The organism is Acidovorax sp. SRI_002 (assembly GCF_057586455.1).
Genome location: NZ_JBYCZW010000003.1, coordinates 264,394 through 281,576, shown reverse-complemented (window position 1 = coordinate 281,576; position 17,183 = coordinate 264,394). Strand labels below are relative to the sequence as shown.

Below are 17,183 nucleotides of genomic sequence, written 5' to 3'. Positions count from 1 at the left end.
CACGCCGCGCCGATCAGGCATCCCTCGCTTAAAAAATCACCAGGAGACACACCATGACTTCGGCTTCCACGCGCGCTCCGCGCCTCCTCGCGCTCGCCGCACTCGCTTGCCTGGCCGGTGGCGCCCTGGCGCAGCAGCCGGGCGGCTATCCGACCAAGCCCATCCAGCTCATAGCCCAGCAACCGCCCGGCAGCGGCTCGGACGCGATGACGCGCGTGTGGGCCGACTGCGCTGCGCGCGAGCTGGGCCAGCCCGTGGTGGTGCAGAACAAGCCCGGGGCCAACGGCATCCTGGCCATCAACTACCTCAAGTCCCAGCCGGCCGACGGCTACAGCCTGCTGAGCATCGGCATGTCGCAGATGACGATCACGCCCTATGTCTACAAGCAGCCGCCGTATGACCCGCAACACGACTTTGACGGTGTGGCCGTGCTGGGCACATCGCCCCTGGTGCTGGCCGTGCCGCCCGGCATGGGCATCGCCAGCCTGGCTGACCTGCAGAAGCTGGCGCGGTCCACGCCCGGCGGGATCAACTTTGGCTCACCGGGCAAAGGCAGCCCTGCGCACCTGCTCACCTCGGCGCTGGTGGACAAGCTGGGTGTGCCCGGCACCCATGTGCCTTTTGTGGGCGAGGGTGCGGGCCTCACCGCGCTCATGGGCCAGCAGATCCATGCGATGACGTTGGTGATTGGCACGGCTGCGGCGCAGGTCAAGGCGGGCAAGCTGGTGCCGCTGGCGCTGTTTGGTGCGCAGCGCTCGGCGCTGCTGCCCGATGTGCCCACCATCGCCGAGGCCCTGCCCGCCGCCAGCGACTTGGCGCGGCCTGCGTGGATTGCGGTGGTGGCCAAGGCCGGCACCTCGCCCGAGCTGCTGAACCGGCTCAATGCCGTCACCGAAAGATGCCGTGGTGGTGATGCGCAGTACAAGTCCCGCCTGGAAGCCATGAACGTCACACTGACCACTTCCACACCCGGCGATGCCCGCACCTGGGCGGCCCGCGATGCGGCAGTGTGGCGCCCGCTGATCGACAAGCTGGGCCTGGCCACGGAATGACGGCGGGCACGGCGGCGCCGCTGGTCACGTTGCCCCACGGCGGGCAGCTGCGCGGCCTGTGGGAGCAGGGCGTGCGCGTGTTCCGGGGTGTGCCGTATGCGCAGGCGCCGCGCGGCACTTTGCGCTTTGCGGCGCCGGTGCCCGCGCTACCGTGGCCTGGCGTGCGCGATGCCACCGAGTTTGCGCCGATGGCACCGCAGCTGCCCCGCACGGCGCGTGCGGATGCGCCCATGCTGGGGGGCGACGACTGCCTGGCCGTGAACGTATGGGCCCCGCCTGCAGAGCCCGGCGCCCGCCTGCCCGTGATGGTGTGGGTGCATGGCGGCGGGTTCTTTCGCGGCGCGGCCAGCGAGCCGCTGTACGACGGGGCGTCGTTTGCGCGCCAGGGCGTGGTGTTTGTGTCGCTGCAGTACCGCTTGGGCATCGACGGTTTCCTGCATTTCGAGGACGAGGCTGAGGCTGGTTCGCCAGGCGGTGCAGCGGCCGCCAATCGCGGCCTGCTGGACCTGTTGGCCGCGCTGCAATGGGTGCGCGAGCACATCTCCGCCTGGGGCGGCGACCCGGCGCAGGTCACGGTGTTCGGCCAGTCGGCCGGTGCGGGCGCACTGGCCTGTGTGCTGGGCATGCCCGCATCGCGTGAGCTCTTGCAGCGCGCCATCTTGCAAAGCCCGAGCGTGGCCTGCCAGACGCTGCAAGAGGCCGCCGCTGCGCGCCGCGCTGTGGCTGCGCTGGTGGGGGTGGCGCCCTCCCTGGCTGCGCTGGGTGCGGCAGCCCGGCCAGCCGTGCTGCACGCGGTGCACCGCCTCGCGGCAGACCCGACCCTGCGGCAGCAACACGGCCTGGGCATCCGCAACTTCTTTCCCCTGCGGCCCGTGGTGGACGGGCAGGTGCTTGTTGCGCCGCCGCTGCAGGCGCTGGCGCAGCAGTGGGCGGCGCACCCGCCAGACTTGCAGGTGCTGGTAGGCAGCAATGCCGAGGAGATGCGCCTGTACCACGTGCCGGGCGGCGCGATGGACCGCGTGACCGAGGCGCAGGTGCTGGCTTTTGCGCAGGAGGTGGGTTTGGGCGCGGACGCGGTGCAGGCCCTGCGCGCCACATTGCCGCCCACACACCAAACGCCCGGCGAGCTGCTGTGTGCCCTGCAGTCCGACTTTTACTACCGCGTGCCCGCCCAGCGCATTGCAGCGCTGGCCAGCCGCTGGGCCCGCAGTGCCCATGCCTATGAATTCGCCTGGCCTTCGCCGCAGTGGCGGGGGCGCCTGGGGGCGGCGCATGGGGTAGAGCTGCCGTTTGTGTTCGGCAACCTCCACACCACCACGGGGCAGGAACTGACAGGGCCCAGGCCACCCACCGCGCTGGCTGCGACCATGCACCAGGGCTGGGTGGCGTTTGCACAAAGGGGCGACCCCGGATGGGCGCCGTACGCGGGCGCGCAACCGCTGGTTCAGCGGTTCGGTGTGGCGTCGCCTGCGTGCGCTCCCCACCCGGAGCCTGTGCGGCTCTCGCTGTGGGACGGTTTTCTTTAACAAAGTAGCCGCCGAGGTGGCTGCAGAGGTAGATGCCGGAGCGGTGGCTCGCTACACTGGTTTGGCGTCTTTCTGACGACTTCAAACAGAGGGGGTTGCCATGGCTTCAGCCAATGTGGGGGATTGCCTGTCGGGTGCCTGGGGCATCTTCAAGAACAACGCCATCACCCATGTGGTGTGCACCTTGCTGGTGATGGTGGTGGCCAGCATCAGCGCGGGCCTGCTGGCTGGGCCCATGGTGGTGGGCTATATGCGCATGATCGATCGCGAGACGCGCGGTGAGGCGGTGCAGATCGGCGACATCTTCCGGGGTTTTGACGACTTTGTGTCCGCGTTTGTGGCCGGACTCATCAGCTCGCTGGTGGTGTCGCTGGGCTTCATGCTGTGTTTCATCCCCGGCCTGCTGGTCATGGCGCTGCCCCCGGTGGCGCTGTTCCTCGTGGCGCGCGGCGAGCGCGATGGTGTGGCCGCCTTCAACAAGGCCTGGAGCATCGTGACGAAGAACCTGGGCTCGGCGTTTTTCTGTTCACTGGTGCTGGGCATCGTGGGTTCGCTGGGCTTTTTGCTCTGCGGCGTGGGCGCGCTGCTGACGCTGCCGCTGTCCACCATCGGCTCTTACTACATGGCGCGCCAGCTGGTGGGCGATGAACCGGTGGCGCTCCCTCCCCTCTGACCCCGGGCCTGTAGTGGTGCCGGTGAGCAGATCGCCCGCCTGGCAGCCGCTGGACGGGAACGCTCGGCGGCTGCGGCTGGCGTTCGGCCTGGGCTGGCCACTGGCCATGGCCGCCACGCCCTGGTGGCTGGGGCAGGGCGGGCTGGGCCTGGGCTGCGGGTTTCGCGCGCTGACGGGCATGCCCTGCCCGCTGTGTGGCGGCACACATGCGTGTGCGGCGCTGGTGCAGGGCGACTGGGCGGCCGCCTGGGCCGCCAACCCGGGCGCGGTGCTGTTGCTGGTGTGGCTGGTGCTGCTGGCGGGCCAGGCGGTGGTGGAAGGCACGCTGGGCCACCGCCGCACGGTGCGCTGGCCGTGGTGGCATCCGGCAGTGCTGGTGGCGGTGGGCGGCGGATTGCTGCTGCCCTGGCTGCTGCGCCTCGCGGGGCTCGCGTAGCCGGGTGCCCTCCTTCTTTTTCGTTCTTCTTTCTCTATTCCTTTCCAACTTTTCGGGCACGCGCGTGCACCGCTTGTGATGTGCGCGCACCACTTGCATGCAAAGCAGCGTGTCCGTGGTGCCAGGGAACCGCCCGGTGCACAGCCTCCGTGCGCCAGACTGGTGCATTCGGCTTGTATACCAGTTGGCACGGAACCTGCGTAACCGCAGGCAATGACCACCGCCACCGAGATCAGCAACCGCATCATCGAAGCCGTGATGGCGCAAAAACTCGCGCCCGGCTCCCGCCTGGGCGAGCAGCAACTGGCCATGCTGTTCGACTGCAGCCGCACCATCGTGCGCGAGGCGCTCACGCGGCTGGCCACGCGGGGCATCGTCACCGTCAGCGCCCGGCGCGGCTGGTATGTGATCGAACCCTCGCAGGATGAAGCGCGCGAGGCCTTCGAGGCGCGCCGCGTGATCGAACTGGGCCTGCTGCACCAGCTCAAGGTGGTGGACAAGGCCGCGTTGCGCCAGCTCAAAAGCCATCTGCAGCGCGAAAAGGCCGCGCTGGCGGGCACCGACGTGGGCATGCGCAGCTTTCTATTGGGCGACTTCCACGTATGCCTGGCTGAATGCCTGGGCAACAGCCTGCTGGCCGACACGCTGCGCGACTTCACGGCGCGCACCACGCTCATCGCCATGCTCTACCAGTCGTCGCACGATGCGGCGCAGAGCTGCGCCGACCACGTGCGCATCGTCGAGGCGCTGGAGGCAGGCGACATTGCCCGCGCCGAAGCGCTGATGTCCGAGCACATCGGCACGGTGCAGTCGGCCCTGCGCCTGCAGGCCAGCAGCGACCCGCTGGCGGGGCTGCGCGACGCACTGGCGCCGGTGCGCAAGAGCCCTGCACAAGCCACCCCACCAGCCCGCGCGCGCAAGCCCCGCGCTGCCCCCAAGAGTTCCACCCCCCCAGCGTCTGACCCAGACGCCCCTGTCGACGCATCCACCTACCTAGGAGCCCTGCTATGACCACCGTCCGCACCGTCACCTCGTCCACCCGCCGCCTGACCCTGGGCGTGTTCGCCGCCGCAGGCCTGTCTGCCGCCCTGATGGCGCCTGCCGCCCACGCGCAGAACGCGCTGGACAACATCCTCAAGGCCAAGGAAATCAAGATTGCCATTCCCACCGACTACCCGCCCTACGGCTTTGTCGGCACGGACCTCAAGCCCCAGGGCCTGGATGTCGAGATGGCCAATTACATCGCCACCAATCTGGGCGTGAAGGTCGAGCTGATCCCCGTGACCAGCGCCAACCGTATCCCCTACCTGCAGACGCAGAAGGCCGACCTCGTCATCTCCACGCTGGGCAAGAACCCCGAGCGCGAAAAGGTGATCGACTTCACTGCGGCCTATGCCCCGTTCTTCCAGGCCGTGTTCGCCAGCAAGAGCCTGAACATCAAGAGTTTTGCCGACCTCACGGGCAAGAGCGTGGCCGTGACGCGTGGCGCCATGGAGGACCAGGAACTGGCCAAGGTCGCGCCCCCCGGTGTGGACGTGAAGCGTTTTGAAGACCACGCGGCCAGCATCTCCGCCTTCGTGTCGGGCCAGACGCAGGCGATTGCCACCAGCGCATCGACGGCCGGGACCATCATGGTCAAGAACCCCAACTTGCAGACCGAATACAAGCTGTTGCTGAAAGACAGTCCCAACTTCATCGGCGTGGCCAAGGGCGAGGACAAGCTGCGCCTGCGTGTGAACGAAATCATTGCCGAGGCGCGCAAATCCGGCGACATCGACAAGATGTCCAGCAAGTGGCTGGGCCGCCCTGCGGGCGATCTGCCCCTGTAATCGCTGTTGTCGCCCCTGCTGAAAGAACCGAACAGGACCGTGGCGTGACAAGCGCCACAGGGCATTCGCACCATGCTGATTGCGCTTGACTTTTCTGCCGTGCTGTCCTCGTGGCCGTTGCTGGTGCGCGGCGTGCTCTGGACCATTGGCCTGACCATCGTGGGCACCGTGCTGGGCCTGCTGCTGGGCACGGCCTGTGCCTGGGCACGCGCCCGCAACCTCGGGCCGCGTGCACTGCCACTGCGCTGGGCGGTGGCCAGCTATGTGGAGCTGGTGCGCAACACGCCCTTCATCGTGCAGCTGTTTTTCCTGTTCTTCGGGCTGCCCGCGCTGGGGCTCAAGCTCTCGCCCGAGTTCGCCTCCGTGCTGGCCATGGTGATCAACCTGGGCGCGTATTCCGCCGAAATCATCCGCGCAGGCATCGAGGCCACGCCACGCGGCCAGATCGAAGCCGCGCACAGCCTGGCGCTGACGCCGGGCCAGACCTTCCGGCGCGTGGTGCTGCCGCCCGCGCTGCAAAAGGTGTGGCCCGCCATGGTCAGCCAGATCATCATCGTGATGCTGGGATCGGCCGTGTGCGGGCAGATCTCCACACCCGAGCTGAGCTACGCCGCCAACCTGATCTCCAGCAACACCTTCCGCGCGTTCGAGGCCTTCATCCTGGCCACTGCCGTGTACCTGTTGCTGTCCATGGCCACGCGCCGATTGCTGACGTGGATCGGCGCACGTTTTCTGGTGGGGAGATAAGCCATGGTGGACTTTTCCTTGTGGGACATCCTGCGCAACCTGCTGCTGGCGGCGCGTTGGACCGTCTCGTTGTCTCTCATCGCCTTCATCGGCGGCGGCCTGGTAGGCCTGCTGCTGCTGGTGCTGCGCCTGTCCAAGGTGCGTGGCACCGAGCGTTTGATTGGTGCCTATGTGCAGGTGTTCCAGGGCACGCCGCTGCTCATGCAGCTGTTTCTGGCGTATTTCGGCATTGCACTTTTTGGGATCAAGACCTCACCATGGACGGCCGCGGCCGTGGCGCTGACGCTCTACACCAGCGCCTACCTCACCGAGATCTGGCGCGGCTGTGTGGCCTCCATCCCCAAGGGCCAGTGGGAGGCCGCGCAGAGCCTGGCACTCAACTTTGGCGAGCAGCTGCGCCATGTGGTGCTGCCGCAGGCGCTGCGCATTGCGGTGCCGCCCACGGTGGGTTTTCTGGTGCAGGTGATCAAGGGTACGGCGCTGGCTTCGGTGATTGGTTTTGTCGAGCTGACCAAGGCGGGCAGCATGATCTCCAACGCCACCTACCAGCCCTTCCTCGTCTACGCCTGTGTCGCCCTGCTGTATTTTGTTTTGTGCTTTCCGGTAAGCCTGGTGGCGCAATTGCTTGAAAGGAAACTCCATGGCAACCGCCGCTGAAGCCACCACGGCTACCCCCACTCCCGCCCACGATGGCATCGTGGTGAGCGATCCACCCATCGTGGACATCACGGCCCTGCGCAAGTCTTACGGCACCAACGAAGTGCTCAAGGGCATCGATCTCAAAGTGCAAAAGGGCGAGGTGATTGCCATCATCGGAAAAAGCGGCTCGGGCAAGAGCACGCTGCTGCGCTGCGTGAACGGGCTGGAGGTTTTTCAGGAAGGCGCTCTGAGCGTCAACGGCAAGAAACTCATGCACGACAGCCCCGCTGCCATGCGGGAGTTGCGCCAGCAGGTGGGCATGATCTTCCAGAGCTTCAACCTGTTTCCCCACCTGAGCGTGGGCCGCAACATCATGCTGGCGCCCACGCTGGTGAAGGCGCGTGATGCCAAGACGGCAGAAGCGCAGGCGCGCAAGCTGCTCGAACGTGTGGGTCTGGCCGAAAAGTTTGACGCCATGCCCGATCAGCTCTCGGGCGGGCAGCAGCAGCGCGTGGCCATTGCGCGCGCGCTGGCCATGGAGCCGCAGGTGCTGCTGTGCGACGAGATCACCTCGGCGCTGGATCCAGAGCTGGTGGGCGAGGTGCTGCGCGTGGTGGAGTCGCTGGCACTTGAAGGCATGACACTGATGATGGTCACACACGAGATGGCGTTTGCCCGCAAGGTGAGTGACCGCGTGATCTTCATGCACCAGGGCCGTGTGCATGAAACAGGTGCGCCCGCCGAACTGTTTGGCAACCCGCAGACGCCGGAGCTGCAGCAGTTCCTGTCGTCGCTGCACGACTGACCCAAAACAAAGCCCGCCTACGGTCTGGAGAGTTCCAGGGCAGGCGGGTCCGCAGGCCCCAATGGCCCGCTACATCCCAGAGGCCACCCGGAGGCTGGTACCGTGCCAGGTCCAGGCGCCTCACAAAAAATCAGGACAGAAGGCCCTTCTCGAATTCTGAGGGTGACAGTGCGCCGCTCTGGTCCTTGTCCAGTTCCTTGAAGCGCTGGCTGATGGCCGGCAGCTGGGTCGCTTCCTTCTCGGTCAGCTGGCCGTCCTTGTCGAGGTCTGCGCGGTTGAATGCCGTGGTGGCCGCCCTGGACGGGTTGCCGGTGCCGGGGCCATACGAATATTTGGAGTCCGCCTGGGGTGCCGTTTTACTGGCTGGGGCGGGCTGGGGGCATGCCGAAGTGGTCTGTGCTTGCAATGCGCCCGCGCCGCCCAGGGAGATGGCGGCGAAAAGCATCACGCTGCGCGTGTCGAACGAATAGGTGCGTCGTTGCAGTGCTTTCATGGAAGCTAAGCTCCTTCGAAGTTGAACAGGGTTGCATTGCACCGCAGCACGGTGGTGAAGGCCAGCACTCTTGCCTGCTGTTGCCCAGGTCAACATTTCCCAGCGTGGTGTAACCCGGCAGTACCGGCACATGTAGTTTTTGTGGGCGGATGTAGCCAGAAGTAGCTCACAGGTTGCCTGCAGCCCTGGCAACGGAGAGAGAGGCTTGGGGCGGCATGCCCCACTGCGGCGCTTATGCGCAGGATGACCGGCAGGCCCGTGTACGTCCTACAAGCGACGGGCGTGCGCGCCAAAACAATGAATCCAAGCAATTCGCTTGTTCTGGTGTTTTATCGAAGGAGCCTTTCATGCAAAAGCAAACCATCCTCGCCGCTCTGGCCACACTGGCGTGCACCGCCGCCTTGGCACAAGCCCCCGCCAATGTCACCGCGCGTCCGCCTGCAGAAGTCAACCCCACCGCATCGGGCGGCGCTGCGGCTGCCAATGCCCAGAACAAGGTGGACATGCGCAGCAGCCAGAGCAGCGCAGCACCCGCCAACCCCACCGCGGGTGACGGCCGTGCCGCCCCTGTGGCCGAAATCAACCCGAGTGCAGCAGGCGGCAAGGCCGCAGCCACCGCACAGACGCGTGTCAATGCACGCTTGATGGACAGCAATGGCGACGGGATGGTGTCGCGCAAGGAGTGGGACACCTACCATGCGAACGCCTGGAACACCCTGCAGCCCACGAACACGGGCGTATCCACCGCCGACATTGACAAGCTCAACCGCACCCCCATGACCCACTGATCGGGCCGTGCGTAGCCAACGGGTTCGAACCAACGCCCCTGCATGTGATGGCAGGGGCGTTGGTCTGTCTGGGCAGCGCGGAGCACGGTGAAGACATATCGTAATGTGGCTTCTTGTGCGGAGAGCAGGGTGATAGGTCCCCTCCCACCGCAGTGGACCTGGGTGGCGGAGAATCTGCGAATTCTTCCACCGCATGCGGCGCCCCTGCCACCTGCGCTCCACCTTACCGAGGCACCCCATGGGTAACCGACTCACACAGATCGCCACACGCACCGGCGACGCCGGCACCACCGGACTGGGCAACAACCAACGCGTTTCCAAAAACAGCCTGCGCATCCATGCTCTGGGCGACGTGGACGAACTCAACTCCCACATCGGCCTGCTGCTGTGCGAGCGCGTTCCCGCCGATGTGCGCGAGCTGCTTGTCGAGGTGCAGCACCAGCTGTTCAACCTGGGGGGCGAGTTGTCGATTCCCGGCTACGAACTGCTCAAGGCCGAGGCGGTACTGGCGCTCGACGAGGCGTTGGCCCACCACAACGCGGCGCTGCCCCGGCTGCAGGAGTTCATCCTTCCCGCAGGCACCCGCGCCGCCGCGCAAGCCCATGTCTGCCGCACAGTGGCGCGCCGCGCGGAGCGTGTGGTGGTGGCGCTGGGCAACGAAGAGGCCATCAACGACGCACCCCGGCAGTACCTCAACCGCCTGTCCGACCTGATGTTCGTGCTCGCCCGCGTGCTCAACCGCATGGACGGTGGCGATGACGTGTACTGGAAAAGCGAGCGCCTGGCGCAGCAGAATGCTACTGAATAGATAGCTGCTTGCGCTTGATGGTCGTGCGGTAGCGGCCAGTTTTCCTCATATTTTCACTGCCTTTTGCAACTGGCGCGCGCCAGGCCAGGGCAGCCGAGCAAGGGCCGCCCCGCAGCGAGGGCTGCGTCCCCCTTCTCTCGAATCGCGCCTGCGATTCGAGAGAAGGGGGGAAGGCACGCAGTGCCTCAGGGGGATGTACCTTATCTCGGTGCCAGGATCGCCATCGTCAGCCGCGACACGCAGGTCAGCTCACCCGCTTCGTTGTGCATATCGATGTGCCACACATGCGTGGTGCGGCCAATGTGCACGGGCCGTGCCGTACCGGTCACCCAGCCGCTGGTGGCAGAGCGCAGGTGGTTGGCGTTGATGTCCAGGCCCACGGCGCGGTAGCCCTCGGGCAGGGTGTAGTAGGCGCCGGTGGAGCCCAGCGACTCGGCCAGCACCACGCTAACCCCGCCGTGCAGCAGGCGAAAGGGTTGCACGGTGCGGTGGTCCACGGGCACCCGTGCACGCAGAAAATCGTCACCCACCTCGACAAATTCAATGCCCAGGTGCTCTACGGCGGTGTTGCGGTTGGCGGCCTCCAGCAGGGCCAGGTCGATGGGTTTTTTCCAGATGGGCATGGTGTTCAACGGGCGTCAGAGCCGGGTCAGTACGAGCCGCGATTGTGCCTATGGCCCGCGGTGAGCAGGTGGAGCTTCCTATGTACGCTCTCAGCTTTGCTGTATGCCCTCTGTCAGTGCGCTCACTACGCAAGCGGCGTTACCAGGGGCGGCCGATGACAAAACGCACGGGTTGGCGCACGGTCTCCATGTCTTCGTACAGCTCGGCCTGCAGTTCGCCGCGGGTGAAGGCTGTGTCGATGCTCCATGTTTGCTGGTGTTCGTTGTTCATACGCGCCCACGCGCCGCGCTCGGCTTGCACCACTTGGCCGGAGGAGAGCTTGAAGGACAGCGTCTTGATGCGCAACAGCGTGTCATTGCCCTGGAACTGGACGCTCTTTCCATCCACCTTGAACTGCTTGATGTCTGCCCCGCCCAGCTTGATGGGGCCTGGGCGTTCCGGGTCGAAAGCCTGGGCCGCTTTTGTGGTCCGCTTGGCCACGCTGAGGGGGACCGTCCCTTCGAAGATCAGTCCGGTCACCGCCTTGTCGGGCAGCCGGTTGAGGGTCAGTGCGAAGCTGCGTGAGCGAGCGTCGGTTGAAAATTTCGGAAAGCTGGCGATGTCCGCCTGACCCAGGCTCTGGGTGGTTTTGTCGGGGAACACCGCCGTCACTCGCACGTCGCCTTTGTCAAAGAACGAGTTCGTCCACTGGGTGAAAAGACCGGAGCGCGTGGTGGCAATAGCGTTGACCTCCACCTTTTCCATGTCGCCGGTGGCAGCAAACGGAACCAGATTTTTGTCTCTGCCAGGAGGGGCCTCGATAAAAGTCACGCCCAGGATTTTTACGTCAATGGGAGTCTGCGCATACACCTGAAAGCTGCACGCCACCAGGGCGGCCCCAATCATCCGAGGCAAGGTCAACAATGCGAGATTTTTCATGCAATCGATCACTGAAGATGGTCGTGGCCTCGGCGGTGACACACCACAGAGGCTTGTGTGGAGCCGAAGTTTCTCCCTCTCTTCGGCCGGGGCATTGTGCAGTATGCGCAGCGGAGAGATGCTGTGCATGCAGAAGCAATTGCCAGACAACAACCCTCTATAGTCGGTCCAAGGAAAGGGCGTTACAGACGCCTAGCACAGCTGACACGGCATGGTTCGGACGATCAATCCTCAGCCCACAAACTTGCCGTTGGCGCCCATCACCCCCAGGTCCAGAAAGCGCGAGCCCACATACGGCGCGCCGCCGGCGTAGTCGATGGACAGGCCGCCCAGGTCGCTGCTGCGGATACCGGCCAGTGCGCTGCGCAATTTGGCGCGGGTGAGCTCACGTCCGGCGCGTTCCAGGCCTTCGGTGAGCACGCGGGCATTCACATAGCCTTCAAAGCTGCGGGCCGAAAACTCCTGGTAGCCCAGCGCGCGCATGGCTTTCTGGTAGTCGCGCACCACGGCCACGCTGGTGCGGGCCGCGTCAGGCAGCACCATCGACAGCGCAATGCCCGAGGCCTTGCCGCCCAGCTGGCGCAGGTTGTCGCCCGACAGCGCCACGCTGGTGGCGGCCAGCGGCGTGCTGGACGACACTTTCTTGAACTCGTTGATCAGTGTGGCGGTAACGTCACCTGCGGTTCCGAGAAGCACAGCGGCGGCCTTGGCGGCCACGGCCTTACCCACCACATCGGGCACCTGCGTGCCCTGTGCATCCAGCTTGAAAGCCTTGGGTGCTGGTTGCTTGGCGGCTGCCATGGCCTTGTTCACGTCCGCCAGAAACTCGCGGCCAAACGCCGTGTCTTGGTACACGATGGCCAGGTCGTTCATGCCCATGGACACCAGCTTTTGCGTCAGGCGCTGGGCTTCGTCGGCGTAGCTGGCGCGCACGTGGAACACCGAGCGGTACTCGGCCTTGCGCAGCGACGTGGCACCGCTCTGTGGGGCCACATAGGGGATCTGCGCCTCGTCCACCAGCGGCAGGATGCGCTGGTTGTTGGCCGTGCCCATGCAGGAGATCAGCGAGACCACGTTGGCGTCGGCAATCAGCTTGCGCACGTTGTCTTCGGAGCGCGCGGCGTCGTAGCCGTCGTCCAGTGCCAGCAGCTTGATCTCGCGGCCATGGATGCCCTTGGCGTTGGCCTGTGCAATTCCCGCATCCAGCCCTTGCTTCAATTCCTTGCCCAGGCTGGCCAGTGCGCCGGTCATGCCGATGGAGCAGCCAATGGTCACGCTCTTGGCGTCCATGGGGTCCTGCACGCCCACGGCGCGCGAAGAGGTGGCAAGCAGCAGGCCGGTGCTGGCGGCCACAAGGGATTGGGTGAACTGACGGCGTTGCATGGTCAAAAAAACTCGCAGGCAAAAAAGCCACCAGCCCCGGATGGGGGCTGGTGGAGGGTGGACTGGGGGAGGTCGATAGACCTAGGGTTAACCCTGATTTTATCTGCCCAGGCTGGCAATTGGCTGTCAAAGGCCTGGCAGGCCTGGGGGTGTCCTCTTTACACAGTGCTGCCAGGGCCCGCTGGCGCGCGCATGCTGCCCGTCTCCACATACCGCTGGTGCCACGACAGCGCCTCGTTCAGCAGGTGCGGTGTGTGCTGGCCCACGGCGCCCCGCTTGGCGCGGGCTACGTAGTCGTGCAGCGCAGGGCGGAAGTCGGGGTGCGCGCAGCGGTCGATGATGATCTGCGCCCGTTGCGAGGGCGAGTGCCCACGCAGGTCGGCCAAACCCTGCTCGGTCACAAGGATCTGCACATCGTGCTCGGTGTGGTCCACATGCGAGGCCATGGGCACGATGCAGGAGATGCGGCCGTTCTTGGCCAGCGACGGCGTCATGAAGATCGACAGGTAGGCATTGCGCGCAAAGTCGCCCGAGCCGCCGATGCCGTTCATGATGGCCGAGCCCATGATGTGGGTCGAGTTCACGTTGCCGTAGATGTCGGCCTCGATCATGCCGTTCATGGCAATCAGGCCCATGCGGCGGATCAGCTCGGGGTGGTTGCTGATCTCCTGCGGGCGCAGCACGATGCGCTGCTTGTAATAGTCGATGCGCTCGTTGAAGTCCTGCATGGCCGCCGGGCTCAGCGACAGGGCGGTGGCCGAGGCGCTCGCCAGCGTGCCCGAGCGCAGCATGTCCAGCATGCCGTCCTGCAGCACCTCGGTGTACGCCGTGAGGTTCTCGAACGGCCCGTTGTTCAGCCCCGCCAGCACCGCGTTGGCGATGTTGCCCACGCCCGACTGCAGCGGCAGCAGGTCTTTGGGCAGGCGGCCCTTTTTCACCTCGTGCTGCAAAAACTCAATGATGTGGCCTGCGATGCGGTTGGAGGTGTCGTCCGGCGCGGCATACACACTGTTGCGGTCGGGCTGGTTGGTCATCACCACGGCGATCACCTTGCTCGGGTCGCAGCGCAGATAGGGCTCGCCGATGCGCTCGTCGGGCCGTGTCATCGGGATCGGCTTGCGGTGCGGCGGCACATCGGTGCCGTAGTAGATGTCGTGCATGCCTTCGAGCCCCGGGTGGTGCCATGCGTTCACCTCCAGGATGATTTTGTCGGCCTGGTCCAGCCAGGTCTTGTTGTTGCCCACCGAAGACGAGGGGATCAGCCGCCCGTCGGGCAACACGCCCGCCACCTCGACCACGGCCACGTCGAGCTTGCCCAGAAAGCCAAACCACACAAACTGCGCCACGTGCGACAGGTGGATGTCCACATACTGCATTTGCCCCGCATTGATCTGGCGGCGCACCGTCGGGTCGGACTGGTAGGGCAGGCGCATCTCGATGCCGTCCACCTGGGCCAGCGCGCCGTCCAGCTCAGGCGCGGTGCTGGCCCCCGTCCACAGACCGATCTTGAAGCCATGGCCCTGCGCGTTCAGGCTTTCGATGCGGCGGGCCAGCGCGCCCGGCACAGCCTTGGGGTAGCCCGCGCCGGTGAATCCGCTCATGCCCACATGGGCGCCGGCAGGGATCAGGGCGGCCGCTTCATCGGCGGACATGGTGCGGGAGAGAAAGTCGGGGTACAGCACCCGATCGGCCAGGGACATGAACAAACTCCGCAAAAAGAAAAAGGCCACCCGCCCGGTGAGCGGATGGCCCTGTGGACAAAACCCAGGATGCTAGCCTTCGTTCCTTACAAATTAAGGGTTAACCCTTACAAATGCGGTCCGGCGTCCCCATACCCGCAGATTACGCCGCTTTGCGGTTGAGCAGCGCGTACAGCAGGATCGCCCCGAACGTGGCGGTGCCGATGCCGCCCAGCGCAAACTGGCCGAACTTGAGCGTGAAGTCGCCCGTGCCCAGGATGAGGGTGATGGCCGCCACGATGAGGTTCTTGTTCTTCGAAAAGTCCACCTTGTTGTCCACCCAGATCTTGGCTCCCGCCACCGCGATCAGGCCAAACACCACGATGGACACACCACCCATCACCGGCAGCGGAATGGTCTGGATCAGCGCGCCGAACTTGGGGGAAAAGCCCAGCACCAGCGCAAACACGCCCGCCAGCAAGAACACGGCGGTGGAATAGATCTTGGTGGCGGCCATCACACCAATGTTTTCGGCGTAGGTGGTCACGCCTGTGCCGCCAGCAGCGCCGCTCACCATGGTGGCCACGCCGTCGCCAATGAACGCGCGGCCCATGTAGCGGTCCAGGTCGTGGCCCGTCATGGCCGTCACGGCCTTGATGTGGCCCAGGTTCTCGGCCACCAGGATGATGGCCACGGGCGCAATCAGCAGCATGGCATTGGCTTCGAACACCGGCGCAGCAAAGTTGGGCAAACCAAACCATGCGGCGTTGGCCAGTGCGGACAGGTCCATGGGCTTGCCCAGCCCCAGGCCATTGGTCAGCACCGCGTAGATGATGCTCGCCACGATCAAGCCCACCAGAATCAGCAGGCGCTGCACCATGCCGCGCGTGAGCACGGCCACCAGGCCCACGCTCACAAAGGTCACCACCTGCATCCAGCTGTCAAAGTTGCTGGCCGCCATGTTCTTGATGGGAATGCCCGCGAGGTTCAGCCCGATCACCGCCACCACCGAGCCCGTGACCACGGGCGGCATGAAGCGCTCGATCCAGCCCGTGCCAATGGCCTGCACCAGCGCGCCGATGAGCGTGTAGACCAGGCCACACGCAATGATGCCGCCCAGCGCCACGGCAATGTTGGCGTTGGCACCTTTGCCCGCGTAGCCCGTGGCCGCAATCACCACGCCAATGAACGCAAAGCTCGACCCCAGGTAGCTGGGCACTTTGCCGCCCGTGACCAGGAAGAAGATCAGCGTGCCCACGCCGCTCATCAAAATCGCCACGTTCGGGTCAAAGCCCATCAGGATGGGCGCCAGCACCGTGGCCCCAAACATCGCAATCACGTGCTGCACCCCCATCACCGCCGTCTGCGGCCAGGGCAGCCGCTCATCGGGCCCAATCACCCCACCTTGTTGCAGCACCTCAGCGCTTTTTGTGCGCCAGTTCATGAATCCCATCTTGTCGGTTCCTTGTTGTTGAGGCGCGAATGCTAGTGGATGGGTGAGGCAATGCCGCGAAGCTGCAACTCTTTCGCCGGGCGTCAGCCGTGCCCCGGGTTAGCATTTGGGCCTACCCCGCTCTGCCCCTTGTGGGCACCGCCGCCATGCACTCTCAGCCGTCCTGCCCCAACTGCCGCCAGCCCATGCAGGCCCACCGGTTCACCAGCAACCAGGGGCACTCGCTGGAACTGGACATCTGTTTTGCCTGCCAGGGCCTGTGGTTTGACCGGCACGAAAACCTCAAGCTCGCGCCCCAGTCGGTGGTCGAGCTGTTCCGCCTGCTGCACGAACACCGTACCGACCAGCACCAGCCCCTGGCAGAACGCATGGCCTGCCCGCGCTGCAACACAAGCCTGGCCAAAGGCTTCGACGTGGTGCGCAGCGGCCGCTACATGATCTACCGCTGCGCCCGCCTGCATGGCCGCTTCAGCACCTTCTCGTCCTTCATGGTCGAAAAAGGCTTTGTGCGCCACATGACGCGCCCCGAGATCGACGACCTGGCCAAACGCGTGGGCGCCATCTACTGCACCAGCTGCGGCGCCCCCGTGGACATCCGCAAGGACCACGCCTGCCCCTACTGCCGCGCCGCGTTCTCCCTCATCGACCCCGACGCCGTGGTGCGCGCCATGGAGGGCTACGCCAAGGCCAGCAGCGAGCGCACCACCCACGCCACCCCCCCGGTGGACATCGGCGACGCCCTGGTGGCCCTGGAGCGCGACCGCAGCCGCGCCGAACGCGAGCGGCAAAAGCGCGCGTTCACCAGCACCAGTGATGCGAGCGACAGCTCATTCACGGGCGATCTGTTGACGGCCGGGGTGGAATTGGTGTGGGCCTTGATCAACACCAGAAGCCATCACTGAGGGCTTCCGAGGTGGAGCATGACAACGCCTCCCACCACGCACACCAGACCCACTACTTTGATGACACCCACTGGCTCGCCAAACAACGCCATCCCCACCACGGCTGCGGCCGCCGTGCCGCTGGCCGCCCAGACTGCATAGGTGAGGCCCATGTCGAGCTGGCGCATGGCCACGGCCATGAGCCAGATGGCGAGTGCGTAGCACGCAGCTGCCATACCTGACGGGAGGAGTCTGGAGAAGCCATCGGAGTACTTGAGCGCGACGGTTCCGGCAACTTCTGCAATGACGCTGGCTGCGACGAGCAGCCAGGCCGATAGGTTTGGATTCATGGGGCACCTTGGCCGAACATGCCCGTTTGTCACTTGTACCGAGTGACACGGGCAGTACGATGAAGCGGTACCCAGATGGTGAAGGGCCGCAGTGTAGCC

General features: G+C 65.4%; 19 protein-coding genes. 12 read left to right on the top strand and 7 right to left on the bottom strand.

The annotated features are described in order from the left end of the window. The first annotated feature begins 53 nt into the window (after positions 1-53). The 9 genes from AC2YJX_RS09455 to AC2YJX_RS09415 all read left to right on the top strand — a co-directional run bounded on the left by AC2YJX_RS09455 (position 54) and on the right by AC2YJX_RS09415 (position 7,707). A complete protein-coding gene (locus AC2YJX_RS09455; RefSeq protein ID WP_121421814.1) occupies positions 54-1,052 on the top strand; it encodes a Bug family tripartite tricarboxylate transporter substrate binding protein in 999 nt (332 codons plus the stop codon). After that, positions 1,049-2,578 carry a carboxylesterase/lipase family protein gene (locus AC2YJX_RS09450; protein WP_487255885.1) on the top strand — a complete coding sequence of 510 codons (1,530 nt, stop codon included), beginning with the start codon at positions 1,049-1,051 and terminating at the stop codon, positions 2,576-2,578. Before AC2YJX_RS09455 ends, AC2YJX_RS09450 begins: the two co-directional genes overlap by 4 nt. A gap of 100 nt (positions 2,579-2,678) precedes the next feature. Next, a complete protein-coding gene (locus tag AC2YJX_RS09445) occupies positions 2,679-3,251 on the top strand; it encodes a hypothetical protein (RefSeq protein WP_487255884.1) in 573 nt (190 codons plus the stop codon). 22 nt (positions 3,252-3,273) lie between these two features. Further along, the gene (locus AC2YJX_RS09440; RefSeq protein WP_242421937.1) at positions 3,274-3,687 is read left to right on the top strand and encodes a DUF2752 domain-containing protein; all 414 of its coding nucleotides are present in this window, start codon (positions 3,274-3,276) and stop codon (positions 3,685-3,687) included. A 213-nt stretch (positions 3,688-3,900) separates the two neighbouring features. Next, a complete protein-coding gene (locus AC2YJX_RS09435) occupies positions 3,901-4,698 on the top strand; it encodes a GntR family transcriptional regulator (RefSeq protein ID WP_228896988.1) in 798 nt (265 codons plus the stop codon). Further along, positions 4,695-5,516, top strand: coding sequence for a transporter substrate-binding domain-containing protein (locus tag AC2YJX_RS09430; protein ID WP_487255883.1), 822 nt, complete (start codon positions 4,695-4,697; stop codon positions 5,514-5,516). The genes AC2YJX_RS09435 and AC2YJX_RS09430 overlap by 4 nt, the downstream gene beginning before the upstream one ends. Before the next feature lie 72 nt (positions 5,517-5,588). Further along, the gene (locus AC2YJX_RS09425; protein WP_487255882.1) at positions 5,589-6,263 is read left to right on the top strand and encodes an amino acid ABC transporter permease; all 675 of its coding nucleotides are present in this window, start codon (positions 5,589-5,591) and stop codon (positions 6,261-6,263) included. A gap of 3 nt (positions 6,264-6,266) precedes the next feature. Continuing rightward, positions 6,267-6,920: an amino acid ABC transporter permease gene (locus tag AC2YJX_RS09420; protein ID WP_487255881.1), complete on the top strand. Its 654-nt coding sequence runs from the start codon at positions 6,267-6,269 to the stop codon at positions 6,918-6,920. Then, positions 6,904-7,707 carry an amino acid ABC transporter ATP-binding protein gene (locus tag AC2YJX_RS09415; RefSeq protein WP_255577867.1) on the top strand — a complete coding sequence of 268 codons (804 nt, stop codon included), beginning with the start codon at positions 6,904-6,906 and terminating at the stop codon, positions 7,705-7,707. Before AC2YJX_RS09420 ends, AC2YJX_RS09415 begins: the two co-directional genes overlap by 17 nt. Before the next feature lie 130 nt (positions 7,708-7,837). Here the strand turns inward: AC2YJX_RS09415 and AC2YJX_RS09410 are convergent, their stop codons facing one another. Next, positions 7,838-8,200 carry an EF-hand domain-containing protein gene (locus AC2YJX_RS09410; RefSeq protein WP_487255880.1) on the bottom strand — a complete coding sequence of 121 codons (363 nt, stop codon included), beginning with the start codon at positions 8,198-8,200 and terminating at the stop codon, positions 7,838-7,840. 347 nt (positions 8,201-8,547) lie between these two features. On the opposite strand from AC2YJX_RS09410, the gene AC2YJX_RS09405 reads away from it, so the two are divergent. Next, positions 8,548-8,988: a hypothetical protein gene (locus tag AC2YJX_RS09405; protein WP_121421820.1), complete on the top strand. Its 441-nt coding sequence runs from the start codon at positions 8,548-8,550 to the stop codon at positions 8,986-8,988. Between the two features lie 238 nt (positions 8,989-9,226). After that, a complete protein-coding gene (locus tag AC2YJX_RS09400) occupies positions 9,227-9,796 on the top strand; it encodes a cob(I)yrinic acid a,c-diamide adenosyltransferase (RefSeq protein ID WP_121421821.1) in 570 nt (189 codons plus the stop codon). A gap of 200 nt (positions 9,797-9,996) precedes the next feature. Here the strand turns inward: AC2YJX_RS09400 and AC2YJX_RS09395 are convergent, their stop codons facing one another. The 5 genes from AC2YJX_RS09395 to AC2YJX_RS09375 form a co-directional block, all read right to left on the bottom strand. Then, positions 9,997-10,419, bottom strand: coding sequence for a hotdog fold thioesterase (locus AC2YJX_RS09395; protein WP_055396185.1), 423 nt, complete (start codon positions 10,417-10,419; stop codon positions 9,997-9,999). A gap of 139 nt (positions 10,420-10,558) precedes the next feature. Next, on the bottom strand, positions 10,559-11,467 hold the full coding sequence (locus AC2YJX_RS09390) for a hypothetical protein (protein ID WP_487255879.1): 909 nt from the start codon (positions 11,465-11,467) through the stop codon (positions 10,559-10,561). 102 nt (positions 11,468-11,569) lie between these two features. Continuing rightward, positions 11,570-12,721 carry an ABC transporter substrate-binding protein gene (locus AC2YJX_RS09385; protein ID WP_121421823.1) on the bottom strand — a complete coding sequence of 384 codons (1,152 nt, stop codon included), beginning with the start codon at positions 12,719-12,721 and terminating at the stop codon, positions 11,570-11,572. A 158-nt stretch (positions 12,722-12,879) separates the two neighbouring features. After that, on the bottom strand, positions 12,880-14,421 hold the full coding sequence (gene scpC, locus AC2YJX_RS09380) for a succinyl-CoA:acetate CoA-transferase ScpC (RefSeq protein ID WP_121422979.1): 1,542 nt from the start codon (positions 14,419-14,421) through the stop codon (positions 12,880-12,882). A 142-nt stretch (positions 14,422-14,563) separates the two neighbouring features. Continuing rightward, entirely contained in the window at positions 14,564-15,853 is a 1,290-nt protein-coding gene (locus AC2YJX_RS09375) for a solute carrier family 23 protein (RefSeq protein ID WP_121421824.1), read from the bottom strand. 185 nt (positions 15,854-16,038) lie between these two features. Here AC2YJX_RS09375 and AC2YJX_RS09370 point away from each other — a divergent pair, with 185 nt between their 5' ends. Continuing rightward, on the top strand, positions 16,039-16,755 hold the full coding sequence (locus AC2YJX_RS09370; RefSeq protein WP_487256097.1) for a hypothetical protein: 717 nt from the start codon (positions 16,039-16,041) through the stop codon (positions 16,753-16,755). Here the strand turns inward: AC2YJX_RS09370 and AC2YJX_RS09365 are convergent. After that, a complete protein-coding gene (locus AC2YJX_RS09365; protein WP_121421825.1) occupies positions 16,749-17,084 on the bottom strand; it encodes a DMT family transporter in 336 nt (111 codons plus the stop codon). The two genes, AC2YJX_RS09370 and AC2YJX_RS09365, sit on opposite strands and share 7 nt — an antisense overlap. Between the last annotated feature and the right edge of the window lie 99 nt (positions 17,085-17,183).

Coding starts and splice junctions, on each gene's coding strand:
- AC2YJX_RS09455 (WP_121421814.1), top strand. CDS start 54: ATGACTTCGGCTTCCACGCGCGCTCCGCGCCTCCTCGCGCTCGCCGCA.
- AC2YJX_RS09450 (WP_487255885.1), top strand. CDS start 1,049: ATGACGGCGGGCACGGCGGCGCCGCTGGTCACGTTGCCCCACGGCGGG.
- AC2YJX_RS09445 (WP_487255884.1), top strand. CDS start 2,679: ATGGCTTCAGCCAATGTGGGGGATTGCCTGTCGGGTGCCTGGGGCATC.
- AC2YJX_RS09435 (WP_228896988.1), top strand. CDS start 3,901: ATGACCACCGCCACCGAGATCAGCAACCGCATCATCGAAGCCGTGATG.
- AC2YJX_RS09430 (WP_487255883.1), top strand. CDS start 4,695: ATGACCACCGTCCGCACCGTCACCTCGTCCACCCGCCGCCTGACCCTG.
- AC2YJX_RS09425 (WP_487255882.1), top strand. CDS start 5,589: ATGCTGATTGCGCTTGACTTTTCTGCCGTGCTGTCCTCGTGGCCGTTG.
- AC2YJX_RS09420 (WP_487255881.1), top strand. CDS start 6,267: ATGGTGGACTTTTCCTTGTGGGACATCCTGCGCAACCTGCTGCTGGCG.
- AC2YJX_RS09415 (WP_255577867.1), top strand. CDS start 6,904: ATGGCAACCGCCGCTGAAGCCACCACGGCTACCCCCACTCCCGCCCAC.
- AC2YJX_RS09410 (WP_487255880.1), bottom strand. CDS start 8,200: ATGAAAGCACTGCAACGACGCACCTATTCGTTCGACACGCGCAGCGTG.
- AC2YJX_RS09405 (WP_121421820.1), top strand. CDS start 8,548: ATGCAAAAGCAAACCATCCTCGCCGCTCTGGCCACACTGGCGTGCACC.
- AC2YJX_RS09400 (WP_121421821.1), top strand. CDS start 9,227: ATGGGTAACCGACTCACACAGATCGCCACACGCACCGGCGACGCCGGC.
- AC2YJX_RS09395 (WP_055396185.1), bottom strand. CDS start 10,419: ATGCCCATCTGGAAAAAACCCATCGACCTGGCCCTGCTGGAGGCCGCC.
- AC2YJX_RS09390 (WP_487255879.1), bottom strand. CDS start 11,467: ATGCACAGCATCTCTCCGCTGCGCATACTGCACAATGCCCCGGCCGAA.
- AC2YJX_RS09385 (WP_121421823.1), bottom strand. CDS start 12,721: ATGCAACGCCGTCAGTTCACCCAATCCCTTGTGGCCGCCAGCACCGGC.
- scpC (WP_121422979.1), bottom strand. CDS start 14,421: ATGTCCCTGGCCGATCGGGTGCTGTACCCCGACTTTCTCTCCCGCACC.
- AC2YJX_RS09375 (WP_121421824.1), bottom strand. CDS start 15,853: ATGGGATTCATGAACTGGCGCACAAAAAGCGCTGAGGTGCTGCAACAA.
- AC2YJX_RS09370 (WP_487256097.1), top strand. CDS start 16,039: ATGCAGGCCCACCGGTTCACCAGCAACCAGGGGCACTCGCTGGAACTG.
- AC2YJX_RS09365 (WP_121421825.1), bottom strand. CDS start 17,084: ATGAATCCAAACCTATCGGCCTGGCTGCTCGTCGCAGCCAGCGTCATT.